We start from the raw sequence: 24155 nt of genomic DNA, 5'->3' as shown, positions 1-24155 counted from the left end.
TTTGCGAGATACGTCGGCATAGAACGAGGATCAGCGCCGCTCAAGCCGCGTTACCCGTTTTCCCGAAAGCCCCCGCCTCGGCCAGAGCCGCAATACGTCGCTCATCGTATCCGAGCGTCTTTTGGAGCACCTCCCTGGTATGCTCACCCAGCAGCGGCGCCGCCACGGGATCGACGGTTGGCGTCAAGCTCATCTGCAACGGCGTTTCAATATTGGGGACGACGCCCGCGGTCGGATGCGGGATCCGGCTGAGGCGATGACGGTCGCGCACTTCCGGCGCGTTGAATCCTTCCTCTACCGTGCGCAGATAGCCAACCGGTATGTTGGCCTTCTTCATCTTCGCCATCCAGTTCTCAAGACTGTCTGTCGCAAAGACACCGGCGATGATGGCACGCAACTTTTCTCTGTTGGCAGTTCGGTTTTTCCTGTGCGCGAACTCGGGATCCGTGACGAGATCCGGCCGTTCAAGCACGTCCACTACAAGCCGGCGGTAGAGCCGATCATTGGCGCAGGCCATGTAAAGCGGTCCATCGGATGCCTGATAGACGCCGACGGTGGGCGAGCCGTTCGGCGAATTTCCGAAGCGGCCCGGGTTCGCGCCACTGATGAGATAGGCCATGCCATAGAAACCGGTCATCGACACGGCGGTATCGATCAGCGCGATCTCGACCTGCTGGCCGCGGCCGAGCCGGTCGCGGGCGATCAGCGCCAGCAGGATTGCGTTGCATGCCGACATGCCCGTCGCCATGTCGACGATCGGCGGACCGGTCCGCACCGGTTCCCCATCCGGAAAGCCGTTCAGCGACATGAAGCCGCTTTCGGCCTGCGTGATCGGATCGAAGCCCGGACGCAACGCGAACTCACCCTTGCGGCCATAGGCCGAGATCGAGCAATAGATCAACCGCGGGTTGGTCGGCGCGACGGAGGCATAGTCGAGGCCGAACTTCTTCATCACGCCGCCGGAGAAATTCTCCACCACGACATCCGCTTTCGCGATCAGTTCGCGAGCGACCTCGAGCGCCGCAGGATTGTTGAAATCGAGCGTGATGCCGCGCTTGTTGCGATTGAGGCTGAGGAAGGCCGCGCTCTCGCCGCCGATTTCCGCATGTTCATAGTGGCGGGTATCGTCGCCGCCATCGGGGTTTTCGATCTTGATCACCTCGGCACCGAAATCGGCCAACGTTTGCGTACAGGCCGGACCGGCAACGACCCTGGTGAAGTCGACGACCAGTAGACCGTCCAGTGCGGTCGGCACGCCCTTTGCGCGCGGCGTTCGCTCCGGCAATTGCGGTCTGGCAGTCATTTCCGGCATTTCCTCTTGTTTATTTTGCCTGGCGAAATGAAGGTTTTCGCCGCGACTTCAAGGCTTTCTTATCGGAACCGGATGGGCAACGCCAAACCCGATTTTGCAGGGCGGGACCTGCCGCTGACATAGCTCTCAGGGCGAAAGACAGACGTGCAGCGTTGCCCGACCGTGACGGGCACCCAAAGGCCGCCGCCCGCCCCCGGATCGGGTCCGGGAGACGGGCGGCGTCTTATCGATGAGAGGCGCAGCGAACAGCGTCCGCGGAGCCGTTACGAAAACGCCGCTTCGCCTACTCGGCAATCATTTCACCGGAGCCGCCAAACTCAGCCGGGAAATCTTTCAGTTTTGGCAACCCATCCCGCATTGGCAGCACCGTCTCGGCGTAGTTGATGTGCACGCCGGGCGTGAAAGGTAGCGTCGGAAGGGTTGCGGCAAAGACATCGACCAGCCCGAGCGTCGGGTGGTTTGTCATCAGATGACCGCCGCATTCCGCACAGTACTTGCGCTGGCTCATCGGCGTCTTCTCGAACGTCGAAACATGTTGCGCACCTGCCGTGATCCGTACTGCATCCGGCTTCCACAGCGTGAACGCATTCACGGGTCCTCCGGACCACGAACGACAGGAACGGCAATGACAATAGCCCATTCCTTCCGGCGCCCCCGTGACCTGGACTTCAACCACACCGCAAAAACAGCTTCCAGTATGCTTCATCATTCTCCGTCTCCTATCCAGCCACTTGAAAAGTGGTTAGGTTGGTTTGTGCCATGGAAACAGCATAGAAACGCGCTCTCGATAACGGCGATATTCGTCGCCGAACATGCCGACGAGGTCGCGTTCCTCAAGCATTATACCAATAAAGATGTAGGCTGTGGTCACCGCTGCGAACAGCAGATGCCCGGCGCTCATCGTCGGGGCCGCCCAGAACGCGATGATAAAGCCGAGATAGATCGGGTGCCGGACAAACCGGTAGAAGAACGGCGTCCGGAAGACTGGTGCCGGCATCTCGCGGCCGACGAGATTGTTGGCGACCTGATGCAATCCGAACAGTTCGAAATGATTGATCAGGAAGGTGCTCGTGAACACGATGATCCAACCCACGAATGACAGCGTCGCGATCACCATGGCCATTTCAGGCTCTTGGACATTCCAGATGACGGCCGGTATCGGACGCCATTGCCAGAACAGCAACAGAAGCGTCAGGCTTGCACACAGCACATAAGTGCTGCGCTCGACAGATCTCGGAATAAACTGCGTCCACCAGTGTTTGAACGATTTGCGCGCCATGACGCTATGCTGAATGGCAAATAACGACATCAGCCCGAAATTGACGACAATTGCCTCCAATATCCCCGATTTCGCGCCGGTATCGATCGTCTTCGGCACCGCGAGGCCCGAGACGAACCCGATCGCGTACAGAATCGTGAATAGAAATGTGAGATAGGCCACACCTCCGAACAGAAATGCAGTGAATCTTAGCACTCGATTGCCCGGCATCGACGGGCTGAGGGTTTGAGTTTCCGTCATGAAAATGGCTCCGCTCCGGGCTGGTTGGACTCCCGGCTTTGGCAAGATGCACGGAAAATGGCGACAGGTCTTTGCCTGACGCTTGATCTCGTCATGAGACGGACTTGATTGTTTCTTGAGAACAGATGCGGCGGGCAAGTGAGATTCAATTTCGACAATCACATACTGGACACCGATCGTCGCGAGTTGCGCCGTGGCGGCGATCTGGTTGCGATGCAGCCCCAAGTATTCGACTTGCTGGTTCACCTGCTGAAGCACCGCGATCGCGTGGTCAGCCGGGATGATCTCATTGCGCTGGTGTGGGGTGGGCGGGTCGTCTCGGACTCCACGCTGGACAGCCGGATCAACGCTGCCCGCAATGCGATTGGCGACAACGGAAAGGCACAGAGACTCATCCGCACCATTCCCCGCAAAGGGATTCGTTTCGTCGGCGACGTGAATGGGCCGTGTGATGCGCAGGCCGCATCATCGGTAGAGGCAGAACAGCCACGTGCGGGGCTCGCGCTGCCCGACCGGCCGGCGATAGCTGTGCTGCCGTTCGATAATATGAGCGGCGACCAGGAGCAGGAGTATTTCTCCGACGGAATTAGCGAGGACATCATCACTGCGTTGTCGAAATTGCGCTGGTTCTTCGTGATCGCGCGCAACTCGTCATTCACCTACAAAGGCAAGCCGGTGCATATGAGGCAGGTCGCTGCCGAGCTTGGCGTGCGCTACGTAGTCGAAGGCAGTGTGCGAAGAAGCGGCGACCGCGTACGCATCACCGCGCAGCTCAACGACGCGGCAACCGGCAGCCACATCTGGGCGGAGCATTACGATCGGGACCTGACCGACGTATTCGCGGTACAGGACGAGATCACGGACGCCATTGTCACCGCGATCGAGCCGCAGATTTACGCCGCGGAGAATTTTCGCAGCCGGCGCAAGCCGCCCAACAGCATCGATGCATGGGACCTGGTGATGCGGGCGCTGTCGCATCACTGGCGTGTAACGCAACCCGACAGCCTCGCCGCGCGAGCGCTGCTGGAACGCGCCATTGCGCTCGATCCGGACTATGGCCAGGCGCTGGCGCTGTTCGCGACCAACCATATGTTCGGCGTGCATCTGGGCTGGACGGATCTTGCAACCGCAGCACCCGTCGCCGAGCAGGCAGCATTGGCGGCGATTGCCGCCGACAGCGAGGATGCCTGGGCCCATACGGCCCTCGGCAGCGTGTATTTCTCCACGCGCCGGCTCGACCATTCGCTCGCCGAGTTCGAACTGGCACTCCAGCTCAACCCGAACTTCTCCCTCGCGCAGGGGTACTATGCCCTGGCGCTGTCTTATACCGGGCGTTGGACCGATGCCTATGCGGCGACACAACGCGCCATCCGCCAGAGTCCCCGCGATCCTTCTTCCGCGATTTATTACGGCGTTGCCGCCTACGCCCAGTTCGTGGGACGGAACTATCAGGAAGCCATTGCACTGGCGCGCGAGGCGACGCGTCAGCGTGGCGACCTCACCGGCGCCTATCGGGTGCTGACGGTCGCCGCCGGCATGACCGGCCAGATCGAACTCGCGCGCGCTGCGCTGCAGGAATTGCGCCGGACCCAGCCGAATATCTCGCTCGCCTGGATTGCAACGCAGTTACCCTGGAAGCTCGATGCCGATCGCGAGCACTATCTCGAAGGCTTTCGCCGCGCCGGCTTGGAATGAGCTTCCGCGACCGGCCTCGATTACTGCTGCTTTTCCCAGAACGACAGCAATCCCTGCGAGGCCGAGCCTCCGATCACGCAGGGAATGCCGACTGCGACTTGCCCTAACGCAGCCGCAGAGACGCAACCGAGCGCAACCGCGCCGACGCCGACCTGACCCCAGAAGCTGAGATCGCGGCGGCTATCGGAGCCCTTGGTCTTGAGTTCATCCACGGCGGTCAGGGCATCCTTGCGGAGAGCAGCGATCTGCACTGTGTCCGCCGCCTCAACCACTTCGGTAAGCGGTGCCTTGACTGCCGCCGGTTGCCTTGCAAGTTCACTACGGAGATATTCGCGCAAACTTGCATCACGAATCGCGTAGCTTGCCAGCGTATAGCGCGCCATGCTTCCGACCGTCAGCTTGTCGATCGTGTCGCGGCTCTTGCTCCATGGCAGCATCTGGATAATGCGCTGGATCGGGGCATGCGAGCCGGTTGCAAAATAGTAGCCCCACAGCGTGTCCAGCAAATCCTGGTTGCTTGCCAACGTGAGCGTCGTGTTCAGCTTGCGCTCTTCCTTGGCAAACGGATTCTTGGTGAAGGCGCCGCGCAACTTGTCCATCATGCCGGGCTTTACTTCTTCCAGCGGGATGTCGGTCAAGGTCGGCAGCTTGCCCGCCAGATAGCTGTCGATCATGACCCGCCTGCCCGGCATTCGTGGCGCGACCCGGCGCAAAACGTTTCTCCAGTCGGGCAGCCCCGAATAGGCGATGGCGCGGACGATCACCCATTCGTCTTCCGGCCGAACGGGGAAGAAACTGGCAATGAGTTGCTCGGCCTTGGCGGGGTTGGAGCCGATCGCACCGGCGATAAAGCCCAGGTAAATGCCGGCGTTCTCCGGCTCCTTGAATGTTTGCGAGTGAAACAGCACCCGCACGGCTGCGGGGACATGTGCATAGTCTGGCTTGGCGCGGTAGTTATAGATCCACTGCTGGACTACCCCAAGCGAGGCGCGCGGATCGACCTCCGGCGCCTTCTCTGCGTGCGCGGGCTGAATCAGCATGAGCGCAGCGGCAATGAAGGCGACATATCGCATGTGATGCTCCTGCGAGCGTCGATGCCTGCGCGGTTCCTGCGCGAGCGTCCGAGGCTCTCTCGATGGCGAAGCATGAAGCGTGCATTGCGACAATTCTGAGAAAATCGGCATTAACAGAAGGCGTCTAAATTGTGGCGCGTCGCGAAAAACTCGCCCGCAACTCACCTTATCCCAGACATTTTTTCGCCCCGCGCCGGCAATTCGATCTCAGCCGATTAACTGGGAGTCCGGCGGGACGTGGAGATCAGACGCATCACGCAGCGCAACCGATCGTTCCGATCGGGGGCGGCCGTTTGCCGGCTTGCCGGCGCCCTCGGCTTGATTTTCGTGACGCCGGTCGTCACCGAAGCCGCGCCGCCATCGCAAGATACGATCATCGTCGAAGGCAACCGCCGCGTCGACGCCGAGACCGTACGCTCACACTTTCACGCAAACCCTGATGGGCATTTCGATGACGCTGCGCGTGATGCGGCGCTGAAAGCACTGATCGCAACCGGCCTGTTCGAGAAAGTTTCCATCGAACGCGCCGGTGATCGGCTTGTCGTGCATCTGTCCGAAGCGCCTGTACTCGACCGCGTCGCATTCGAAGGCAACAGGAAAGTCAAGGACACCGACCTCGCCGCCGCCATCGAATCCAAGCCGCGCGGCTCGCTGCAACGCGCCACCGTGCAGTCCGACGTCGGCCGCATCATCGAGGCATATCGGCGTGTCGGTCGCGCCGAGGTCAGCGTCGATCCGCAAATCATCGACCGCGGCAACGGCCGGGTCGACCTCATCTATGCCGTAACGGAGGGCGCAAAGACTCCGGTACGGCGGATCGATTTCACGGGCAACAAGGCGTTCGGCAAGCGACAGCTCAGCGCCGTAATCAAGACCTCCGCCACCCATATGCTGAGTTTTCTGACCGGCGGTAACGTCTACGATCCCGACCGCGTCGCGCAAGATCAGGAACAGCTACGGCTTTACTACCGCAGCAAAGGTTACGCCGATGTCAGCGTCTCATCGGCAAAGGCGGAGTATGATCCGGCGGCGAAGGGGTTCACGCTGAACTTCGCAATCGACGAAGGCCCGCTTTATCACTTCCGGGAAGTCAGCGTCGCCTGCAACGTTCCGGGAATGGACTGCGACAAGCTTCGTGGCCTTCCCACCGCCCATCCAGGCGCGGTGTTCGACGGCAACGCCCTGGACAAGACCACGGAGCTGCTGGCGATCGAAATGGCAAAGCTCGGCTATCCCTTTGCCCAGGCGACGCCGCAACTCACCCGTGATGCCGCAGCGCAACGCATCGACGTTACCTTCGTGATCGAACAGGGGCCTCGAGCCTATGTCGAGCGGATCGAAATTCACGGCAACACGCGGACCCGCGACTACGTGATCCGACGCGAATTCGATATCGCCGAAGGCGATCCATACAACAAGACATTGATAGATCGGGCCGAACGGCGCCTGAAAAACTTGAACTACTTCAAGACGGTGAAAATATCGAACCGGCCGGGCTCGGCGCCGGATCATGTCATCCTCGATGTCGAGGCGGTTGACCAGGCAACCGGTGATTTCAACATCGCTGGCGGCTACTCGACTGTCGATGGTGCGCTCGTCGAGGTCAAAGTAGGCGAGCGCAACTTCTACGGCACGGGCAAGAATGTGCAGGCCACCTTCACGTACGGCCAATATGCGCGCGGCATCAACCTGGCCGCGTCCGAACCGTATTTTCTCGGCACCAAGGTCGCCGCGGGAATCGAACTTTTCGGTCGCCAGAACGACGCCAATAGCTACCAATCCTACGGCAGCACCACCTATGGCGCGAGGCTGCAACTGGGCACCCCGATCAACGAGGAGCTCGGGGTGCAGTGGCGCTACTCGATCTACAATCAGAACATCACGCTATCGCCGAACAGCTCCGGCCTGACGCCCTCGTTGGCCGTCCGGCAGGCGGCCGCCGCCGGCCCGACCTGGGTATCCGCCCCCGGCAGTACGACGACCTACAGTACGCTCGACAACACAAAGAGCCCGACCAGCGGAATCAGATCGCAGCTCAGCCAGGATCTGGCCGGACTGGGTGGAGACGTGAAATTCCTGAAGACCACGGAAGACGTGCGCTATTACAAATCGCTCAGTAGCGACCTGGTCGGCATGGTGCGCGCCCAGGGCGGCTACGTTACCGGTTGGGGCGGCCAGCAGGTACCGCTGATGAACAACTTCTTCGGCGGCCCGACCATGGTGCGAGGCTTTGCCCCGAACGGATTCGGCCCACGCGACCTGACGCCGGGCACCACGATGGATAATGTCGGCGGCAGCGCCTATTGGGCAACGACCGCCGAACTGCAGAGCGCGATCCCCGGCGTACCCAACGAATACGGCCTCAGGGCCACGGCCTTCGTCGACGCCGGCAGCGTATTCCGCTACAGCGGGTCGACGGCATCGCTTCAGGTCGCCAACAAGAATGTCGTGCGATCGTCGGTCGGTGCCGGCCTGACCTGGGCCTCGCCATTCGGCGCCTTGACCGTCGACTACGCCGTACCGTTGACGAAGGCAGCTTATGACGTGGTGCAGCCTCTGCGCTTCAGCGCGGGAGGATTTTGACCGGAACGGGATGCTCCGTCGCGAACCCGTACAACAGCGCCAACCGGTCGAGGCATTCGCGCAATCGCCTTGAAAAATAGTCATGCCATCGCTTGGTGCGCAGCCCCCTCCGCTCGCCGACCTGTTCCATGGTCATTCGCTGGACCAGGACGTCATGCACCAGCGCCGAGCCGTCCGCCCCAAGTTCGCGCTCGGCACGGTTCAACCGCAGCACGGCCTTGCGTTGACCCTCGGTGATCGGTTCGCGTCGCTGCCCGCCATCGACATATTCCCGGCTCGGATCGACCGCGCGCGGGCCGCGCTCCGCCTTCTCCCAATCGCTCTGGAACGCCCTCCCCGCCTGGTACTGCGCCTCGTCGATCTGGCGGTGGGAATGTAACCGAGCGAGGGGATCGTTGCGAATCGAACGCAAGGCAACAATCTTCTCGCCCGGCTCCAACGCCAGCGGGTTGTCGACCTCGACGGTTGCGACTTCGGCATTGCGTGACAAATCGCGCGACCTTCGGTCATGCGCCTTGGCGGGATTGTATGGCTTTCGGCGTTTGGCTCTCGGCATCTGATGGACTCCTTGAAAGCAGTAGAATTCGGTATCGACCGGAAGATCTATTCGTTTGATGCGCTCGATATCTCGTCGCGCAGCAATTCGGACAATGCATCCCGCCAGCCGCAGCCCTCCGGCTGAAGTCCGATCAGCGCACGCAGGTGAGCGATCCGGTGGCGACGCGGCAGCCGTTTCAACCTGTCGGCCACGCATGTGACTGCAGCGTTCGTCATGCTGTCTCCAACATCCGCAGCAAAGCGCTCACCGCGTGTTCGGACGGCACGACCGGGTTGCGACTCAGATGAAAATGCGGCGTGCAGTAAGCCGAACCCGGGCGGCGCGGATGACCGCAGAAAGTAATAACCTCGCTCTCCTCATCGCCGCCGTAGGGGTAGCGGCAGTCACCACTCTCCAGCTCGGTCAGGGAGATATGCCGTGGCTCGATCGCCGCGCAGCGCAGCTTGAGCGGCTTGATCTCCTTAAACAACGGCACCGGCCAGACAAGCGCAGACGTCCTGGAATCACTGGCCCGAGGTTCTCCGATGTCGTGCGGGTCCGCCGGCTTGGTGGGCATAGACGGTTGCAGGCGATGGTCAGCTCCTAGTCCGAGGCGCCGTGCGCGCCCGAGCGCTGCACTGCGAGTGTAGAAGGTACTGAATCGTGAATTGATCGCTCGTGCGGCCTCCGAATAGCTCATGCCTTTGGCAAGAAATTCCCGCAGCGCGTCCGAGTGCTCGGGCGCCCAGTTCGACAGTTCCATCCTTGTTGTCCTTGCTCTTGTCAACGCCGCCCGACGCCGGCAATTAATTTCTGATATTCCGAAATGAAAAGTCAAGCTTGATTTCTGGTAATCGGAATTGCTATTGTTTCTGAAATTCGGAAAGGTGTGATCATGCTGGACATCAGGTTGATCGAGCGAGGCCTGGAGAAGCCGGGCAAGACCAAGGGCGGATTGGCCGCCGCGATGGGCGTTCGTCCCGGCGCGGTTTCCGAAATCCTGTCCGGGATTCGGCTGATCAAGGCGTCTGAAATCGCGCCGATCATCGAATATCTCGAACTGAATTCGGTCCCGATCATGGGTCGGGTGGGTGCCGGCGCCTCGATCGAGCCGGAACATGAGCAGGTGCCGCCGGAGGGCCTCGGTGAAGTCGAATTGCCGTTTCCGATCGCGGAAGAAACCATTGCCTTCGAGGTGGCCGGCGATTCCATGCTGCCAAAGTACGAAAATGGCGACGTTATCGTCGTCTATCGCCAGCAGCGCCATCCGCTGTCGAGCTTCTACGGCGAGGAAGCCGCGGTCCGCCTGAAGACCGGCGAGCGATATCTGAAGACGATCGAGCGCGGAAAATCCCCAGCGTCGGTCAACCTGACGAGCTTCAATGCCAAGCCGATCACCGGCGTAAAGCTGGAATGGATCGGCGAGATCTGCGTCACCCTGCCGAGGGGCCAGATCGAACGATTGCGCAACAAGGCGGCGGCCCGCTCGCGCAAGGCAGCAAGGGCGACCGGCGGACGCACGCTGGAAAAGTAATCAAGGCAGCTTGCGACTTCCGAATCAACAAATCCTGCTAAGGTGTGACCGCCTCGCCGACCTCGCCCAATTTCTGTTTTTCGGAATTTTTGCTTGACTTATTTCCGATTTTCAGAAATACTCTTTCTCGTAGATTCCGGCGCGCGGGATAAGGTCAGATCGCCAACATGCAATATTTCGTCGTGATGATCGACTACGGCCGCCGCGGTCGCGAGGCCATCGTCGATCCGGAAATCACAAGGCGCGAGGTCATCTCCCGGGTGGCGTCGGGCGAGTATAAGAATATCAGCTTCATCCACGAAATCGCAGATTGCTCGGTCGAGGACATCACGGCCGATATTCTGAGCGAGGCGGCCCTTCCCGACATCGGCGCGACGGGCGCCGATCTGCAGGCCAGCCATTTCGATCACATCCGCGATCTGCGCAAGCACGAGAGAGCGTGATCACGTTCGGTCACGCTATTCCCTCAAAACATTGTGATTACCGGGCGGGCTTTAATCGCCGACAACTTGCTTAATTATTCTTCACGCAAAGTCTATTCCGACGGCGCGGACGATCGCACTAGATTCGCGATTCGATTCCTCCGACATGTAAAGTCTTAGCCAAAAATGCATCCGTCAATGAAGGCCGAGCTCGCCGCGCGCGACCGCGATTTCCGACTCTGTCTCCTGCTTGGTATTGCGGCCTGGTTTCTCTTTCTAGATCATGTCCCGCACAATGCGGTGAGCCTGCTGACCATGCGCAATTTCGGCTTCAGCGGCGCCACCGATCTGTTTGTATTCATCGGCGGCTACACGGCCGCGATCCTCTATGGAAAGATGATGCTGGAGCGCGGTTTCGTGGTGTCGGCGACGCGCATTTTCAAGCGCCTGTGGCAGCTTTACGCCGCTTACGTCGTTTTGTTCGTGATCTATATCGAACTGATCGGATATGTCGCGCGCAGATCCCGCGCCCCCGAACTCATCGGCGAGTTCAATGTTACGGGGATCGTCGACCACGCGATCCGGACGCTGATTCACGGCCTGCTGCTTCAGGCCAAGCCGCTCAATCTCGACGTGCTGCAACTGTTCATCGTGCTGATGGCGTTCTTTCCGATCGTGCTGTTCGGCGTGATGCGGCGACCGAACCTTACGCTCGCCGGATCGATTGGTCTCTACTTCGCATCCCGCCTGCTCGACTGGAATCTGTCTTCGTTTCCGGACGGACGCTGGCATCTCAACCCGTTCTCCTGGCAGCTCCTGTTCGTGCTCGGCGCCTGGTTTGCGCTAGGCGGTGCCAGACAGGTGCACGCCATACGCACCCTTCAGGGCCTCGCAATCCTGCGCACCGCGGCATGGCTGTACCTGCTCTTTGCGCTGGTCGTCACCGTTGCAGGGAAGTTTCCGCAAGCTGGAATTGTGCCGGATTTCCTGCGCGACGCCTTTCCTTCCAACGATGGGGAAAACCTTGCTCCCTACAGGGTGCTTCATTTCCTGGCGCTGGCCTTTCTCTTTACCTACATGGTGCCGCGTAGCTGGCGCGGATTCCGATGGCAGGCGTTACAGCCGATCATGAAGTGCGGCGAGGAATGGCTGGCCGTGTTTTGCGCCGGGGTGTTTCTCTCGTTTGCCGCGCATCTCGTCCTGATCACAGGCCCGGATTCGCTTGCCCTGCATGTCCTGGTCAGCTTCGCCGGGATTTCGATCATGACAGCCATCGCCTACTATGTGTCGTGGTCCAAGCAGCAGGATCACAAGCCCGCATTCCGGACCCGGGGAATGGCGGAGCTGCCCAAGGAAAGCCGGTTCGCGAAGTAGTTCGCGCCGGCATCTTGCCTTCCCGCTCTGCATCGCGGTCCCTCAATCCACAGGGAACGCCCCTTTCAGCCGCATCTCACTGTCGCCCAACATGGCGGCGTCGAGCCTGCCTTCGGCCGACGCCGCCATGGCGCAGGTGAAGATGCGATAGAACTGCGCCCCGTCGAAGGCGACCAGCAGCAGATCGACGCCGGCATTGAGCGCCTCGACCACTGCCGTGCAGACATTGCGTTGATAGATTGCTCCCATCACGAGGTCGTCAGTCATGATGACGCCCTGATAGCTCCATTTTTTGCGAATGATGCCGTCGACGACGCGTTTGGAATGTGACGCGGCGCGGTCCGGGTCGACCGACGTCAGCGTCACATGCCCGATCATCAGTTGCGCTTTCGTGCCGGCCAGCACCTTTCTGAACGGAATCCAGTCCGACGCTTCGAGTTCATCGAGCGGCGCATCCAAGCCGGCGCTGAAATGATGAGTATCGGATCGCACGCGGCCGAGCCCCGGAAAATGCTTGACGACCGCTCCAACACCGGACGCTTCGAGGCCATTCACATAAGCTCGTCCGATCTCGGCGACGACCGCCGGATCATCGGAAATCGCGCGGCGGCCGATCAGAGTGTTGAAGTCGAGCCGGTTGCGCTTCAGTTCGGGTCGCAAGTCCAGCACCGGCGCAAGATTCAGGGTAACACCGAGCGCCGCCAGCTCCCGCCCGTGAGCGCGCCCGAATGCCTGTGCTTTCCCGGCGCGCACATCCGGCGCCACGCTCGCAAGCGTCGATAGAGCCGGCAGCTTGGTCAAAGGCGGCGCCAGATGCGATACGATGCCGCCTTCCTGGTCGGCCGCCACGATCAAGGGCGGCAGGCCGGCAGCGCGCCGCTTTGCCTGCAGCGCCGAAATCTCCTCTTTCAGATGCGTCGCCGACGATCCCGCGACATTGTGCTTGGTGATGTAGACGCCGGAGATCAGGCCCTTCTCGGCGAGAACTGAAACCTCCGGGAATGACGAATACCCAACGATAAAATGTTTTCCAAGGCTGCGCACCTGTGCAGCATCGGTCCGCAGAACCCGTTGCTTGCGCCATTCAAATGCAGCATGCGCACCAAGCATCGACAGCGATGGCAGGCACCACAGCAGTATGAGCGCCCTTCCCGCGATGCCTCTTCTCCAATAGCCGCGGCGGATGAGCAATACGGCGACAACCACGCTCGCGGTAGCCAGAGCGATGTTTCCCCTTCCCCGCAGCGAAATCAGATAGGGATCGTTTTTGTTCGCAGCAGCGAAAACGAAGGCTATTCCAGCGAGCCAGACCAGGATCAGGCCGATACGTTTGAGACTTTGCATGAGAATGATGGGAGTTTGGACAAGGGGGATCAGACGAGACCATTGCCCGTATCAAACTTGTCTCGCCGGCGCGAGCGCATAACCGCACCTGCACGGAAACTGCAGAAAAATCCTGAACTCTTGCAGACGGCGGTCCAACCAATTGCACAACCACGCCAGATAGTCCGTCTTGCAACTCAGCGGCGGTCTTCGAATGCCTGTTCCCACAAGATTAGCTAGCGACGGGTGGTGGCTATGCGAGCGACCCGCGACGGCGCTGATTTGCAATTCTCCCCTCCAGACAGGTAGCGGACCAATGACCGACCTCTCCACGCCGGCATCCGATGCAGGCTCCGCTCAGGCGAGCCCGATCCCGGTCAAACCCGCGATTGCCGTGGCGCTGGCGGCTCTGGCCGACTGGTTGTTCTACGGCCAACAAATCGGGATTTCTACGATCGTCTTTGCGCTCGCGCTGGCTCTGGGGTCACTCACCGCCAATTTCGCAACGTTGAACAGAAGTCGGATGCTGCTGGCCGGCGTGCTCGTGTTGGCCGGACTTGTACCGGCTGTCGAGGAATTCAACGCGGCTTCTCTGGCCTTCATGATTCTGGCGCTCGGCGTTGGTCTGTTGCTGACCACCAATCTGCAAAGCTACAAGCTCGGTGAACAGGCGGCGGCGCTATGCGATCTATTTCTGGTCGGCCCCTTCAGGTTTTTTCGGGACGCCATCGGCTTGTTCAATCTGCCGACACTGAAGACCGGTCTTACGATTTGGTTCATTCCCGTCGCCTTCGGCGGCATCTTCGTTATTCTGCTCGTCTCGGCAAATCCATTGTTGGAGAAGTGGATCCGGCTGATGAGCCCGGGCGACGCCGCCTCTTATCTGAGCCTGAGTCGGATATTGTTCTGGGCTACGGCTCTGTCGATCATATGGCCCTTCATCCATGTCTGGTGGCGTAGCAAGATGGCGGTTTCGTCCGCCTTGGTCGAACCGGCGGTTCTGGACCAGACGCCACGATCGGACCGAATGGAGCTTTTCGGCGTCGCGACGATCCTGCGTTCGCTGGTCCTGTTCAACGTGTTGTTCGCCGTTCAAACCATCCTCGATGCGATCTATCTCTGGGGCAACGTCGCCTTGCCCGCCGATATCAGCTACGCCACCTACGCCCATCGAGGCGCCTATCCTCTCATTGTCACGGCGCTTCTGGCGGCAGGCTTCGTTCTGGCCGCGATGAGACCAGGTGGGCCGGCCGGGCAGTCGAAAGTGATTCGGCCGCTGGTCTATCTATGGGTGGCGCAGAATGTTCTGCTGGTGATGTCGTCGATCCTGCGCCTCGATCTTTATGTCCAAATCTATCTGCTGACCTGGTGGCGCGTCGCGGCCTTCATCTGGATGGTACTGGTCGCGTTGGGCCTCGTGCTCATCGTCGCCCGCATCGTGCTGAACCGCTCGAATGATTGGCTGATCCGCGCCAACCTCATCACCCTGACGGCGACCCTCTACATCTGTTCACTGGTGAATTTCGCCGCCATCATCGCTGACTATAATGTCAGCCATAGCCGCGAAGCAGGCGGCAAAGGAGTGTGGATCGATATGAACTATCTGCTATCCCTCGGGCCGCAGGCATTGCCTGCCATCGACCGGGCCATCGCCCTTCGCGGGTTCGAACCGGCCCTTGTTTCCCGCCGTAGTTGCCTTGTAGAACAGCAAGCGAAAGAGACCGCTTCCTGGCGCTCCTGGGGTTTTCGGAGTTGGCGCCTCCAGCGTGCCCTGGAAGCCCAACCGAAGAGTTCGACCACAGGTTAGTTCGACTGCAAGCCGATTGCGCCGGGAGAGACGTTTGACGCACCGCATTCTCATCGTTGACGATGACCTTCATATACGCGAGGTCATCCGTGTTGCACGAAAGAAAGCCGGAATGACCGTCTTTGAAGCGCGCGACGGCAAGGAGGCTTTGACCCGCTTTGCTGCCGACAAGCCGGATCTGATCATTCTGGATATCGGCATGCCGGAATTCGACGGCCTGGACGTCTGCCGCGAAATAAGAAAAACCTCAGACGTTCCGATCCTGTTTCTCTCCGCGCGCGACGACGAGATCGATCGCGTACTGGGCCTGGAGATCGGCGGTGACGACTATGTCACCAAGCCCTTCAGCCCGCGCGAACTCGTAGCGAGGGTAAACGTCATCCTGCGCCGCATCACCTCGCGCGGGCAGGACGCAAAGGCGTCCTCGGCCACGCTGTCGCAGGGCAAGTTGCTCGTCGATCCCGGCCAGCATATTGCCGAGTTTGCGGGCAAGCCGCTGCGCCTGACGGCCATCGAGTTTGGAATCCTCAGGGCATTCCTGACACGGCCTACGCTCGTTTTCAGCCGCGAGCAGATCATGAGCGCCGCCTATCAGCTCAACATCCAGGTGTCGGACCGCACCATCGACAGCCATATCCGCAATATCCGCGCCAAGCTGTCCGCCGTGAACTGCGACAACGTCATCGAAACCATTCACGGTGTCGGCTTCAAGCTCGGGCGATGCGAGCTCCAGGCATGATGCCTCACAAGGCTCAAAAATGGCGGCCGTCGGTGGGACAGGTCATTTTTGCCGCGCTCGCCGCTGCGGCGACACTGCCGCTGGTCGGGCTATTCTTCTTCCGCCTCTATGACAATCAGCTCATTCACCAAACCCAGGCCGAACTGATCGCGCAAAGCCGGGTGCTTGCCGCGGTCTATGCCCGGGAAGTGGAAACCCGCCTTAACGCCGGCATTGCGCTCGGCGCCGAAATTCCGCCCGAGGCGCGCCTGGCCCGGGAAGACCAGCTTACGCCGATCCGACCCGCGCTCGATCTCGCTGCCGGCGCAGACCTGCTTCGGCGGCGGCCTGACGCACTTCCAGCAAGCGCGCCCGCATCGCAACCCTATGTCGAGATCGGCTCGCGGCTGACGCCGATTATCCGGGAAACCCAGAAAGTCACGCTGGCCGGCTTCCGCATCCTCGATCCCCAGGGTGTCGTGATTGCCGGCCGCGACGAGGTCGGCCAATCGCTCGCCCATATCGAGGAGATAGCCACAGCGCTCAAGGGACAATACCGGGCGGCCCTGCGGATTCGCAAACCCGACAAGCCTCCTCCTCCGATCTACTCGATCAGCCGCGGCGTCGGCGTCCACGTGTTCTCGGCAATGCCTGTTGTCGTCAACAACCGCGTCGCAGGGGTGATCTATACGTCGAGGACCCCGAGCAACATCTTCGACCACCTCTATCAGGAACGCGGCAAGTTCATTCTGGCGGCGCTTGCGGTTGTTTTCGCGACCATCGTTATCGGCCTGGTATTCTCCCGAACCATCACCCGCCCGATGCGCGAGCTGGTCGATCGCGCCGCGCGCATCGGGCGGGGCGATCGCGATGCATTTCGGCCCCTCGCCCATTACGGCACGCGCGAGTTTGCGCAGTTGTCGCACAGTTTTCTCGACATGGCCGAACAATTGTCGCGGCGGTCGGATTACATCGCGACCTTCTCAGCGCACCTTACCCACGAATTGAAGTCGCCGCTGACATCGATCAAGGGTGCCGCCGAACTACTGCTGGATTCCCTGCAGAGCAAGACAGACACCCTCACCCGGATGGAGCAGAAGAATTTCATATCGAACATTCTGGGGGACACCGGGCGCCTGGAAGCCATGACCCAGCGCTTACGCGAGCTGGCGCGCGCCGAGGCCGCGCCGCAGAATGAGCAGACCGGGCTTTCGCAGGTGATTGGCGGGTTGAAGAGCCGGTTTCCGGCACGCGCGATCGACGCAACGGGGTGCCTGGACCGCTCGATCGGCATGTCCAGCGAAAAGGCGCTGATCGTGTTGTCGCATCTGACCGACAACGCCATCCGTCATAACGCCAAGGCCGTGCGGCTCGAAGCGGCCGAGGAAAACGGATCCGTCAGGATGATAGTCAGCAATGATGGCGATCCGATATCCGAAGCGAACCGGGAGAAGATCTTCGACGCTTTCTTCACCACGCGCCGCGACACCGGCGGCACGGGAATGGGACTCTCGATCGTCCAGGCTATCATGACCAGCCACGGCGGATCGATCCTGCTCCTGCCGTCCGACAAGGGCGTCGCGTTCGAACTGCAGTTTCCGGCCGCCTGAAGTCCGTCAGACGCGCGAAGCGCGGGAAGAGAGAGGCTACAGCATCGGCAAACCCCGCGGCTTGGGGCCGCGCGGAAAAGCCTTGTCGAGCGCGGCAATATCGGCCTCGCTCAACTTCAAGTCCCCCGCCCGCGCATTCTCGGCCGCGTGTTCCGCGCTGGAGGCTTTCGGAATCGCGAGCACCGATGCCGTGCGCGTGAGAAACGCCAGTGCGACCTGGCGCGGGGTTGCCTTGTGTGCATCGGCGATCGCCTGCAGCACCTCGCCGCCCTTGCTGCGCGGCGATGGAAAGTCATTGTGGCCGAACGGCGAATAGGCGACGACGGCGACGCCATGCCTCTCGCACCACGGGATCACGGCGTGCTCGATCGCGCGCTCCTGCAGATGATAGAGCACCTGGTTGCAGGCGATCTTGCCCTCGCCTGCGATATCGACGAGTTCATCGAGATCATCTGAATCAAAATTGCTGACGCCCCAAGAACGGATCTTTCCGCTCGCCACCAGCTCCTCGAACGCCGCCACCGTCTCCTCGAACGGATAGGAACCGCGCCAGTGCAGCAGGTAGCAGTCGAGATAATCGACCTTCAGCCGCTTCAGCGAGCGCTCGCAGGCGGTGATGGTGCCGCGGCGCGAGGCGTTGCTCGGCAACACCTTTGAGACCAGGAAGAGCATTTCCCTCGGCAGCTCCGCGATCGCGTCGGCAATCAACCGGCTCAGCATCGCCATACATCTCGGCGGTGTCGATATGGGTCATGCCGGTTGCGATGCCACGGCGCAGGGCGGCAATCGCGGCCTTGCGGTCGCCGTGGTCGAGATACCAGGTGCCCTGCCCGATCACGGAGACGTCGGGGCCGTTGGTGCCGAATTTTCTTGTTTGCAAGGTCGCCTCGCTCGTCAAAAGTCGCAGGCGCGGATTTTAGACGAAACGGGCTATGATGTCTCCACAACGTCGTCCCTGCGAAAGCAGGGATCCATAACCACGAAGGTCAGATATGAAGGAAACTGCGGCCGCAGCGCCGCGCCACAACCCACATTTGTGATTATGGGTCCCGGCTCCTGATGCGCAATTGCGCATGAGGGCCGGGACGACATTCGAATGTGTGGCACGCTGACCGGCTAGTAATTACTCGCCGTCGCCTCGTTCGGAATCCCCTCGATCGGGCATTCGTCGGTGCCGACGGTCGAACGCGTCATCGCCTCGACCATCTCACGCGTCCCTTCGGGGTCGGCGATCCACTTCGCATAGAAATCGTAGGGACAGGCCGCGATGCCGCGCGCGCCTTCGCCGGAATTGATCATGCCGGTATAGCCGCGGTGCAGTAGCTTGAAGAGATGGTTCTGCGACTGGCCGTTGCGGCGCGCGTCGCGGATCAGACTCTTCGACAATCCCGCGTACTGGATGCCGTATTCCTCCTCGCCGGTCTCGCCGAGCGTGCGGCCGTCGAAGCCGATGATCGCGGAGTGGCCGAAATAGGAGTAGACGCCGTCAAAGCCTGCAGCGTTGGCGACCGCCACATAGACATTGTTGGCCCAGGCCATCGCCTTGGAAATCAGGATCTGCTGTTCCTTGGCGGGATACATGTAGCCCTGGCAGCGCACGATCAGCTCGGCGCCCTTCATGGCGCAGTCGCGCCAGATCTCCGGAAAGTTGCCGTCGTCGCAGATGATCAGGCTGACCTTCAGGCCCTTGGGGCCTTCGGAAACATAGGTCCAATTGCCTGGATACCAGCCTTCGATCGGCACCCACGGCATGATCTTGCGGTATTTCTGGACGATCTCGCCTTTGTCGTTCATCAGGATCAAGGTGTTGTACGGTGCCTTGTGCGGGTGCTCCTCGTGGCGCTCGCCGGTCAGCGAGAACACGCCCCAGACTCTTGCCTTGCGGCACGCTTCGGCGAAGATCTCCGTCTCATCACCCGGGACCTGCGAGGCGGTCTCGTACATCTCCTTGGAGTCGTACATGATGCCGTGGGTGGAATATTCCGGGAAGATCACGAGATCCATGCCCGGCAAACCGAGCTTCATGCCGACGATCATGTCGGCGATCTTACGTGCGTTGTCGAGCACCTCGGCCTTGGTGTGCAGACGCGGCATTTTGTAATTGACGACGGCGACGCCGACGGTGTCGTTGCTGGAAGATATGTCACCATGAAGCATTGGGATCGCCTCTTGTTCTGGTTTGAGTTGGAAGGATCGAGCCTCAGTGGCTGATCATCCAGGGGCGCGCGGTTGGAAAGCCCTTGGCGCCGCCTCTGGTCTTGGTCATGAGCCGAGCCGACTTCTTCTTGCCGCTTGAACAGCACCCACAGCCGGGGCCGTGCGAAGCCTTGTATTCCGCCACCGTCTTCGGCGCATGGGCGCTGCGCTCGTTAGTGGCGATCGCCTTGCGCTTTTCTGACGGCATGCAGAAGAACGCCGGTGCGGTCAGGATCACGCGCGGTGATTCATTTTCGCAATTCGGACAGTCCTGCGGGTCGTCGCATTCGGCCATCGGCCGCATGTCCGTGAACGGGCCGCAGTCGTTACAGAGATATTCGTAGACAGGCATCTGGTTTCCTCGCGATGTCTCCTTGCTCCGCGACGGATGCGGGGCGACGTGATACCCGGCGCCGTCCCGCACCCTTCTCGCGCGGGAATCACTTGTCCGGCGAGATCGGCATCTGGATGTCGCCCTTGATGTGTTTGATCGGTCCGGCCGACGACGGCATGATGTCGAAGTCGAATATCTCGGTCGGCAGCCACAGCGTGGCGCAGGCGTTGGGAACGTCGACGACGCCTGAGATGTGGCCCTGGCACGGCGCGGTGCCGAGGATCGAATAGGCCTGCGCGCCGGAATAGCCGAACTTCTTAAGATACTCGATCGCGTTCAAACACGCCTGGCGATAGGCGATGTGGACGTCGAGGTAATGCTGCTTGCCGGCCTCGTCGACCGAGATGCCCTCGAAGATCAGATAATCCTTGTAGTTCGGCGTGATCGGCGATGGCTTGAACACGGGATTCTTGATGCCGTATTTGGCAACGCCATCCTTGATGACATCGACCTTCAGATGCAGCCAGCCGGCCATTTCGATTGCGCCGCAGAAAGTGATCTCACCGTCGCCCTGGCTGAAGTGCAAATCGCCCATCGAGAGTCCACCACCCGGCACATAGACCGGGAAGAAGATCTTCGAGCCGCGCGACAGATCCTTGATGTCGCAATTGCCGCCATGCTCGCGCGGCGGCACGGTGCGGGCGCCTTCGGCGCCGACCTTGGCCTTGGCATCGCCTTTGGCGCGGCCGGCATGCGCGGTCGCGGCGAACGGCGGATTGGCAAGGCCCGGCACGCGCGTCGGATTGGTCGTGATCAGCGCGGTCTCGCGCTCGTTCCAGGTCGCCAGCAATTTCGGATCGGGCAGGCAGCCGATCAGGCCGGGATGGATTAAGCCAGCAAAATTCACGCCGGGCACGTGGCGCGACGAGGTGTAGAGACCCTTGATGTCCCAAATCGATTTCTGCGCCAGCGGGAAATGGTCGGTCAGGAAGCCGCCGCCGTTCTGCTTGGAGAAGAAGCCGTTAAAGCCCCACAGGCTTTCCTTCAACGGACCGACATCGAGCAGGTCGACCACAAGGAGATCGCCAGGCTCGGCGCCCTTGACGCCGATCGGGCCGGACAGGAAGTGCACGATCGAAAGATCGATGTCGCGCACGTCATCGGCGGAATCGTTGTTCTTGATGAAACCGCCGGTCCAGTCATAGGTCTCGATGATGAAATCGTCGCCCGGATTGACCCATGCCACAATCGGAATATCGGGATGCCAGCGGTTGTGGATCATGTCGTTGTCGTAGGCCGATTTCGAAAGATCGACCTTGATCAGTGTCTCTGGCATCGATAGCTCCCCTTTTTTTGACAGCACGGTTTGCGGGTTTACACGGACAGGAATTTCGAGACTTGCGCGGCATCGACGCTGTCGCGCGGCTCGTCGCGGACGATCTCGCCGTTCTCGATGACCAACACGCGGTCGGCGATGTCGAGCGCAAAGCTCAACACCTGTTCGGAGACGACGATCGACAGGCCGCGCTCGTCGCGAATGCGCTTCAGGGTGCGCGCCATGTCCTTGATGATCGACGGCTGGATACCCTCGGTCGGCTCGTCCAGCAGCAGCACTTTTGGCTTGGTGACGAGCGCGCGGGCGATAGCGAGCTGCTGCTGCTGTCCGCCGGAAAGATTGCCGCCGCGCCGGCCTTTCATCTCCAGCAGCACCGGGAATAATTCGTAGATGTCCTCAGGCACCTCCGAGCCGCCCGACACCACGAGGCCGGTCTCGATGTTCTCCTTCACCGTCATGGTGGAAAAGATCATGCGGCCCTGCGGCACGTAGGCGAGGCCCCTGGCGACACGCTCGTAGCTCGGCAGCGTGCTGAGCTCTGCGCCTGCCATGCTCACCGAGCCGCTCTTGGTCGGCACGATGCCCATCAGCGACTTCATCAGCGTGGTCTTGCCCATGCCGTTACGGCCCATGATCGCGACGATCTCGTTGGGCGCGACCGAGACGTTGAGGCCGTGCAGAACTTCGCTCTGACCGTAGGCGACGTGAAGATCCGAAATAGCCAGCATGAGCGCTCCTTATTTGTTGCGCATGATCTTGTCCGGAAACCGGACGCCACTTTCCGGGATCATGCGCTAGTGCCCGAGGTAAACTTCGATCACCTTCGGATCGTTCTTGACCTTCTCCATCGTGCCCTCCGACAGGATCTGGCCCTGGTGCAGCACCGTGACCTTATGGGCGATGTCCTCGACGAATTTCATGTCGTGCTCTATCACCAGCACTGAGCGGTCCTTGATGATGCGGTTCAAGAGTTCGGCGGTCTTCGCCCGCTCGCTGACGCTCATGCCGGCGACGGGCTCGTCGAGCATCAGGAGTTCCGGATCCTGGATCAGCAGCATGCCGATCTCGAGCCATTGCTTCTGGCCATGGCTGAGCTGATCGGCATAAGTGTCGAGACGATCCTTCAGGAAGATCATCTCGGCGACTTCCTCGATGCGCTGCTTGACAGCATCATCGCGCTGGAAGACGAGCGAGCCGAACACAGTGCGGCCGCGCGGATAGGAAATCTCCAGATTCTCGAACACGGTCAGATCCTCGAACACCGACGGGGTCTGGAACTTGCGCCCGACGCCGGTCTGTACGATCTGGTTCTCCTTCAGCTTTGTCAGTTCCTTGCCGCGAAACTGGATCGAGCCTGAGGTTGCCTTAGTCTTTCCGCAGATCAGGTCGAGCACGGTGGTCTTGCCGGCGCCGTTGGGGCCGATGATGACGCGGATCTCGTTCTCCTCGACATAAAAGGAAAGATTGTTCACCGCCTTGAAGCCGTCGAACGACACCGTGAGCGCTTCGACCGCGAGCAGGAAGGGCTTAGGCTGGTGACCGATGAGCATGATCTATCTCCTCATTTCGCCAGTGTGGCATCGGCAACCGATATGACCGACGAGCATGATGTCCTCCTCACTCTGCCGGCGCGCCGTCGGCGACCGAATTGCTGGTCCAGTCGCCGGACTTCTTCTTGATCGAGCTGATCAGGCGATCGATGCGCGACTGGACGTGATCCGCCCAGATGCCCGACAAGCCGTTCGGGAAGGCCAGCACGACCGCGATGAACACCGCGCCGAGGCCGAACAACCAGAGCTGCGGGAAGGATTCCGAAAGGCCGGTCTTAGCAAAATTGACCAGCAGCGCCCCCCACACCGCGCCGAAGATCGACGTCCGTCCGCCGACGGCAGTGTAGATCACCATTTCGATCGACGGCACGATGCCTACAAAGGACGGCGACATGAAACCGACATTGAGTGCGAACATGGCGCCCCCTATCGCTGCGAAGATCGCAGCCATGCAGAAGGCGAAAATCTTGAAATTGGCAACGCTGTAGCCGGAGAAGCGGACACGATCTTCCTGCTCGCGCATCGCCACCAGGATGCGGCCAAGCTTTGTCAGCCGGATGAACTGCGCGATGAGGATGCAGCCGAACAGCAGGAACACTTCAAAGAAGTATAAAACGACCTTGGCGTGGTCGGGCCTGATGTCCCATCCCTTCAGTGTACGCAGGTCGGTCATGCCGTTGATGCCGCCGGTATAACCCTGCTGCCCGACGATCAGAATGGTGAGGATGGCGGCGACGGCCTGGGTGATGATCGCGAAATAGGTGCCGCCGACGCGGCGCTTGAACATTGCCGTGCCGATGATCAGGGCGAAGAGGCCTGGGACCAGGATGATGGCGAGAACGGTGAAGGTGAGACTGTGGAACGGCTGCCAGAACAGCGGCAGCGCGGTGATCTGATTCCAATCCATGAAATCCGGAATGCCGGGCGTGGACTGGATCTTGGTGTTCTCGACGCTGGATGCCTCCAGCTTGAGGAACATCGCCATGCAGTAGCCGCCGAGGCCGAAGAACACGCCCTGCCCCAAGCTCAGGATGCCGCCATATCCCCAGCACAGCACGAGGCCGATCGCGACAAAGGCGTAAGTCAAATATTTCGCGACCAGATTGAGACGGAACACATCCAGCGACAGCGGCAGGATCACGAGCAGGACCAGGCCCAGTGCAACGAAGCCAATGAGCTCGGATCGATTGAAGAAGCGCGAGTTGATGATCATGATCGTGCTTTCTTGTTC

General features: G+C 60.6%; 22 protein-coding genes and 1 pseudogene. 8 read left to right on the top strand and 15 right to left on the bottom strand.

The features are described 5' to 3' along the window. Positions 1 to 40: 40 nt before the first annotated feature. The 3 genes from V1278_RS14815 to mddA form a co-directional block, all read right to left on the bottom strand. The gene (locus V1278_RS14815) at positions 41 to 1303 is read right to left on the bottom strand and encodes a CaiB/BaiF CoA transferase family protein (RefSeq protein ID WP_334381265.1); all 1263 of its coding nucleotides are present in this window, start codon (positions 1301 to 1303) and stop codon (positions 41 to 43) included. Positions 1304 to 1595: 292 nt separating this feature from the next. Further along, positions 1596 to 2018: a GFA family protein gene (locus tag V1278_RS14810; protein WP_334368966.1), complete on the bottom strand. Its 423-nt coding sequence runs from the start codon at positions 2016 to 2018 to the stop codon at positions 1596 to 1598. Positions 2019 to 2054: 36 nt separating this feature from the next. Beyond that, the gene (gene mddA / locus V1278_RS14805; RefSeq protein WP_334384181.1) at positions 2055 to 2831 is read right to left on the bottom strand and encodes a methanethiol S-methyltransferase; all 777 of its coding nucleotides are present in this window, start codon (positions 2829 to 2831) and stop codon (positions 2055 to 2057) included. A 138-nt stretch (positions 2832 to 2969) separates the two neighbouring features. Here mddA and V1278_RS14800 point away from each other — a divergent pair, with 138 nt between their 5' ends. Further along, complete coding sequence (locus tag V1278_RS14800; protein WP_334381264.1) at positions 2970 to 4526, top strand: winged helix-turn-helix domain-containing tetratricopeptide repeat protein; 1557 nt, start codon at positions 2970 to 2972, stop codon at positions 4524 to 4526. A gap of 20 nt (positions 4527 to 4546) precedes the next feature. On the opposite strand, the gene V1278_RS14795 is transcribed toward V1278_RS14800, so the two are convergent. Next, the gene (locus tag V1278_RS14795; protein WP_442893657.1) at positions 4547 to 5599 is read right to left on the bottom strand and encodes a hypothetical protein; all 1053 of its coding nucleotides are present in this window, start codon (positions 5597 to 5599) and stop codon (positions 4547 to 4549) included. Between the two features lie 237 nt (positions 5600 to 5836). On the opposite strand from V1278_RS14795, the gene bamA reads away from it, so the two are divergent. Continuing rightward, positions 5837 to 8182 (top strand): outer membrane protein assembly factor BamA, encoded by a 2346-nt coding sequence (gene bamA / locus V1278_RS14790; protein ID WP_334381263.1) that lies wholly within the window; start codon positions 5837 to 5839, stop codon positions 8180 to 8182. On the opposite strand, the gene V1278_RS14785 is transcribed toward bamA, so the two are convergent. From V1278_RS14785 to V1278_RS14775, 3 genes are read right to left on the bottom strand one after another with little or no spacing between them, the layout of a single operon-like run. Continuing rightward, positions 8163 to 8738: a DUF6456 domain-containing protein gene (locus V1278_RS14785; protein WP_334381262.1), complete on the bottom strand. Its 576-nt coding sequence runs from the start codon at positions 8736 to 8738 to the stop codon at positions 8163 to 8165. The two genes, bamA and V1278_RS14785, sit on opposite strands and share 20 nt — an antisense overlap. 47 nt (positions 8739 to 8785) lie before the next feature. Then, positions 8786 to 8956 carry a hypothetical protein gene (locus tag V1278_RS14780; RefSeq protein WP_334381261.1) on the bottom strand — a complete coding sequence of 57 codons (171 nt, stop codon included), beginning with the start codon at positions 8954 to 8956 and terminating at the stop codon, positions 8786 to 8788. Further along, a complete protein-coding gene (locus V1278_RS14775) occupies positions 8953 to 9483 on the bottom strand; it encodes a GcrA family cell cycle regulator (protein WP_334381259.1) in 531 nt (176 codons plus the stop codon). The genes V1278_RS14780 and V1278_RS14775 overlap by 4 nt, the downstream gene beginning before the upstream one ends. Before the next feature lie 132 nt (positions 9484 to 9615). On the opposite strand from V1278_RS14775, the gene V1278_RS14770 reads away from it, so the two are divergent. The 3 genes from V1278_RS14770 (at position 9616) to V1278_RS14760 (ending at position 12050) form a co-directional block, all read left to right on the top strand. Further along, positions 9616 to 10254 (top strand): S24 family peptidase, encoded by a 639-nt coding sequence (locus V1278_RS14770; protein WP_334381258.1) that lies wholly within the window; start codon positions 9616 to 9618, stop codon positions 10252 to 10254. A 167-nt stretch (positions 10255 to 10421) separates the two neighbouring features. Continuing rightward, on the top strand, positions 10422 to 10697 hold the full coding sequence (locus V1278_RS14765; RefSeq protein ID WP_057844512.1) for a hypothetical protein: 276 nt from the start codon (positions 10422 to 10424) through the stop codon (positions 10695 to 10697). A gap of 177 nt (positions 10698 to 10874) precedes the next feature. Then, the gene (locus tag V1278_RS14760; protein WP_442893658.1) at positions 10875 to 12050 is read left to right on the top strand and encodes an OpgC domain-containing protein; all 1176 of its coding nucleotides are present in this window, start codon (positions 10875 to 10877) and stop codon (positions 12048 to 12050) included. Positions 12051 to 12092: 42 nt separating this feature from the next. Here V1278_RS14760 and V1278_RS14755 read toward each other — a convergent pair whose 3' ends face one another. Next, on the bottom strand, positions 12093 to 13394 hold the full coding sequence (locus V1278_RS14755) for a glycoside hydrolase family 3 N-terminal domain-containing protein (protein ID WP_334381256.1): 1302 nt from the start codon (positions 13392 to 13394) through the stop codon (positions 12093 to 12095). A gap of 169 nt (positions 13395 to 13563) precedes the next feature. Between V1278_RS14755 and V1278_RS14750 the strand changes: the two genes are divergently transcribed. From V1278_RS14750 to V1278_RS14740, 3 genes are read left to right on the top strand one after another with little or no spacing between them, the layout of a single operon-like run. After that, positions 13564 to 15180, top strand: a complete 1617-nt coding sequence (locus tag V1278_RS14750) for a DUF4153 domain-containing protein (RefSeq protein ID WP_334381255.1) — start codon at positions 13564 to 13566, stop codon at positions 15178 to 15180. A 34-nt stretch (positions 15181 to 15214) separates the two neighbouring features. Beyond that, on the top strand, positions 15215 to 15919 hold the full coding sequence (locus tag V1278_RS14745; RefSeq protein WP_334381254.1) for a response regulator transcription factor: 705 nt from the start codon (positions 15215 to 15217) through the stop codon (positions 15917 to 15919). Further along, positions 15919 to 17508 carry an ATP-binding protein gene (locus V1278_RS14740; protein WP_334384178.1) on the top strand — a complete coding sequence of 530 codons (1590 nt, stop codon included), beginning with the start codon at positions 15919 to 15921 and terminating at the stop codon, positions 17506 to 17508. The genes V1278_RS14745 and V1278_RS14740 overlap by 1 nt, the downstream gene beginning before the upstream one ends. A 36-nt stretch (positions 17509 to 17544) precedes the next feature. Here the strand turns inward: V1278_RS14740 and V1278_RS14735 are convergent. The 7 genes and pseudogenes from V1278_RS14735 to urtC all read right to left on the bottom strand — a co-directional run bounded on the left by V1278_RS14735 (position 17545) and on the right by urtC (position 24137). Then, positions 17545 to 18388 (bottom strand): annotated as a pseudogene (locus tag V1278_RS14735) (aldo/keto reductase). 236 nt (positions 18389 to 18624) lie between these two features. Further along, entirely contained in the window at positions 18625 to 19665 is a 1041-nt protein-coding gene (locus tag V1278_RS14730) for an aliphatic amidase (RefSeq protein ID WP_334381253.1), read from the bottom strand. Between the two features lie 43 nt (positions 19666 to 19708). Further along, complete coding sequence (locus tag V1278_RS14725; RefSeq protein ID WP_334363940.1) at positions 19709 to 20056, bottom strand: FmdB family zinc ribbon protein; 348 nt, start codon at positions 20054 to 20056, stop codon at positions 19709 to 19711. 88 nt (positions 20057 to 20144) lie between these two features. Continuing rightward, positions 20145 to 21374, bottom strand: a complete 1230-nt coding sequence (gene fmdA / locus V1278_RS14720; protein WP_334381252.1) for a formamidase — start codon at positions 21372 to 21374, stop codon at positions 20145 to 20147. 38 nt (positions 21375 to 21412) lie between these two features. Then, entirely contained in the window at positions 21413 to 22102 is a 690-nt protein-coding gene (gene urtE, locus V1278_RS14715; protein ID WP_334381251.1) for an urea ABC transporter ATP-binding subunit UrtE, read from the bottom strand. A 66-nt stretch (positions 22103 to 22168) separates the two neighbouring features. Beyond that, the gene (urtD, locus tag V1278_RS14710) at positions 22169 to 22924 is read right to left on the bottom strand and encodes an urea ABC transporter ATP-binding protein UrtD (protein WP_334381250.1); all 756 of its coding nucleotides are present in this window, start codon (positions 22922 to 22924) and stop codon (positions 22169 to 22171) included. 67 nt (positions 22925 to 22991) lie between these two features. Then, the gene (urtC, locus tag V1278_RS14705; RefSeq protein ID WP_334381248.1) at positions 22992 to 24137 is read right to left on the bottom strand and encodes an urea ABC transporter permease subunit UrtC; all 1146 of its coding nucleotides are present in this window, start codon (positions 24135 to 24137) and stop codon (positions 22992 to 22994) included. Between the last annotated feature and the right edge of the window lie 18 nt (positions 24138 to 24155).

The organism is Bradyrhizobium sp. AZCC 1577 (assembly GCF_036924575.1).
GTDB lineage: Bacteria > Pseudomonadota > Alphaproteobacteria > Rhizobiales > Xanthobacteraceae > Bradyrhizobium.
Note: the sequence above shows the minus strand (reverse complement) of the source record. Positions and strands in the feature narration are given on the sequence as shown.

What these genes read in the sequence shown, in the direction of transcription:
- V1278_RS14770 (WP_334381258.1), top strand. Translation starts at nt 9,616, where the DNA reads ATGCTGGACATCAGGTTGATCGAGCGAGGCCTGGAGAAGCCGGGCAAG.
- urtC (WP_334381248.1), bottom strand. Translation starts at nt 24,137, where the DNA reads ATGATCATCAACTCGCGCTTCTTCAATCGATCCGAGCTCATTGGCTTC.
- V1278_RS14810 (WP_334368966.1), bottom strand. Translation starts at nt 2,018, where the DNA reads ATGAAGCATACTGGAAGCTGTTTTTGCGGTGTGGTTGAAGTCCAGGTC.
- V1278_RS14795 (WP_442893657.1), bottom strand. Translation starts at nt 5,599, where the DNA reads ATGCGATATGTCGCCTTCATTGCCGCTGCGCTCATGCTGATTCAGCCC.
- urtD (WP_334381250.1), bottom strand. Translation starts at nt 22,924, where the DNA reads ATGCTCATCGGTCACCAGCCTAAGCCCTTCCTGCTCGCGGTCGAAGCG.
- V1278_RS14760 (WP_442893658.1), top strand. Translation starts at nt 10,875, where the DNA reads ATGAAGGCCGAGCTCGCCGCGCGCGACCGCGATTTCCGACTCTGTCTC.
- V1278_RS14765 (WP_057844512.1), top strand. Translation starts at nt 10,422, where the DNA reads ATGCAATATTTCGTCGTGATGATCGACTACGGCCGCCGCGGTCGCGAG.
- V1278_RS14730 (WP_334381253.1), bottom strand. Translation starts at nt 19,665, where the DNA reads ATGCTTCATGGTGACATATCTTCCAGCAACGACACCGTCGGCGTCGCC.
- V1278_RS14780 (WP_334381261.1), bottom strand. Translation starts at nt 8,956, where the DNA reads ATGACGAACGCTGCAGTCACATGCGTGGCCGACAGGTTGAAACGGCTG.
- V1278_RS14785 (WP_334381262.1), bottom strand. Translation starts at nt 8,738, where the DNA reads ATGCCGAGAGCCAAACGCCGAAAGCCATACAATCCCGCCAAGGCGCAT.
- V1278_RS14815 (WP_334381265.1), bottom strand. Translation starts at nt 1,303, where the DNA reads ATGACTGCCAGACCGCAATTGCCGGAGCGAACGCCGCGCGCAAAGGGC.
- urtE (WP_334381251.1), bottom strand. Translation starts at nt 22,102, where the DNA reads ATGCTGGCTATTTCGGATCTTCACGTCGCCTACGGTCAGAGCGAAGTT.
- V1278_RS14775 (WP_334381259.1), bottom strand. Translation starts at nt 9,483, where the DNA reads ATGGAACTGTCGAACTGGGCGCCCGAGCACTCGGACGCGCTGCGGGAA.
- V1278_RS14740 (WP_334384178.1), top strand. Translation starts at nt 15,919, where the DNA reads ATGCCTCACAAGGCTCAAAAATGGCGGCCGTCGGTGGGACAGGTCATT.
- mddA (WP_334384181.1), bottom strand. Translation starts at nt 2,831, where the DNA reads ATGACGGAAACTCAAACCCTCAGCCCGTCGATGCCGGGCAATCGAGTG.
- V1278_RS14755 (WP_334381256.1), bottom strand. Translation starts at nt 13,394, where the DNA reads ATGCAAAGTCTCAAACGTATCGGCCTGATCCTGGTCTGGCTCGCTGGA.
- fmdA (WP_334381252.1), bottom strand. Translation starts at nt 21,374, where the DNA reads ATGCCAGAGACACTGATCAAGGTCGATCTTTCGAAATCGGCCTACGAC.
- V1278_RS14725 (WP_334363940.1), bottom strand. Translation starts at nt 20,056, where the DNA reads ATGCCTGTCTACGAATATCTCTGTAACGACTGCGGCCCGTTCACGGAC.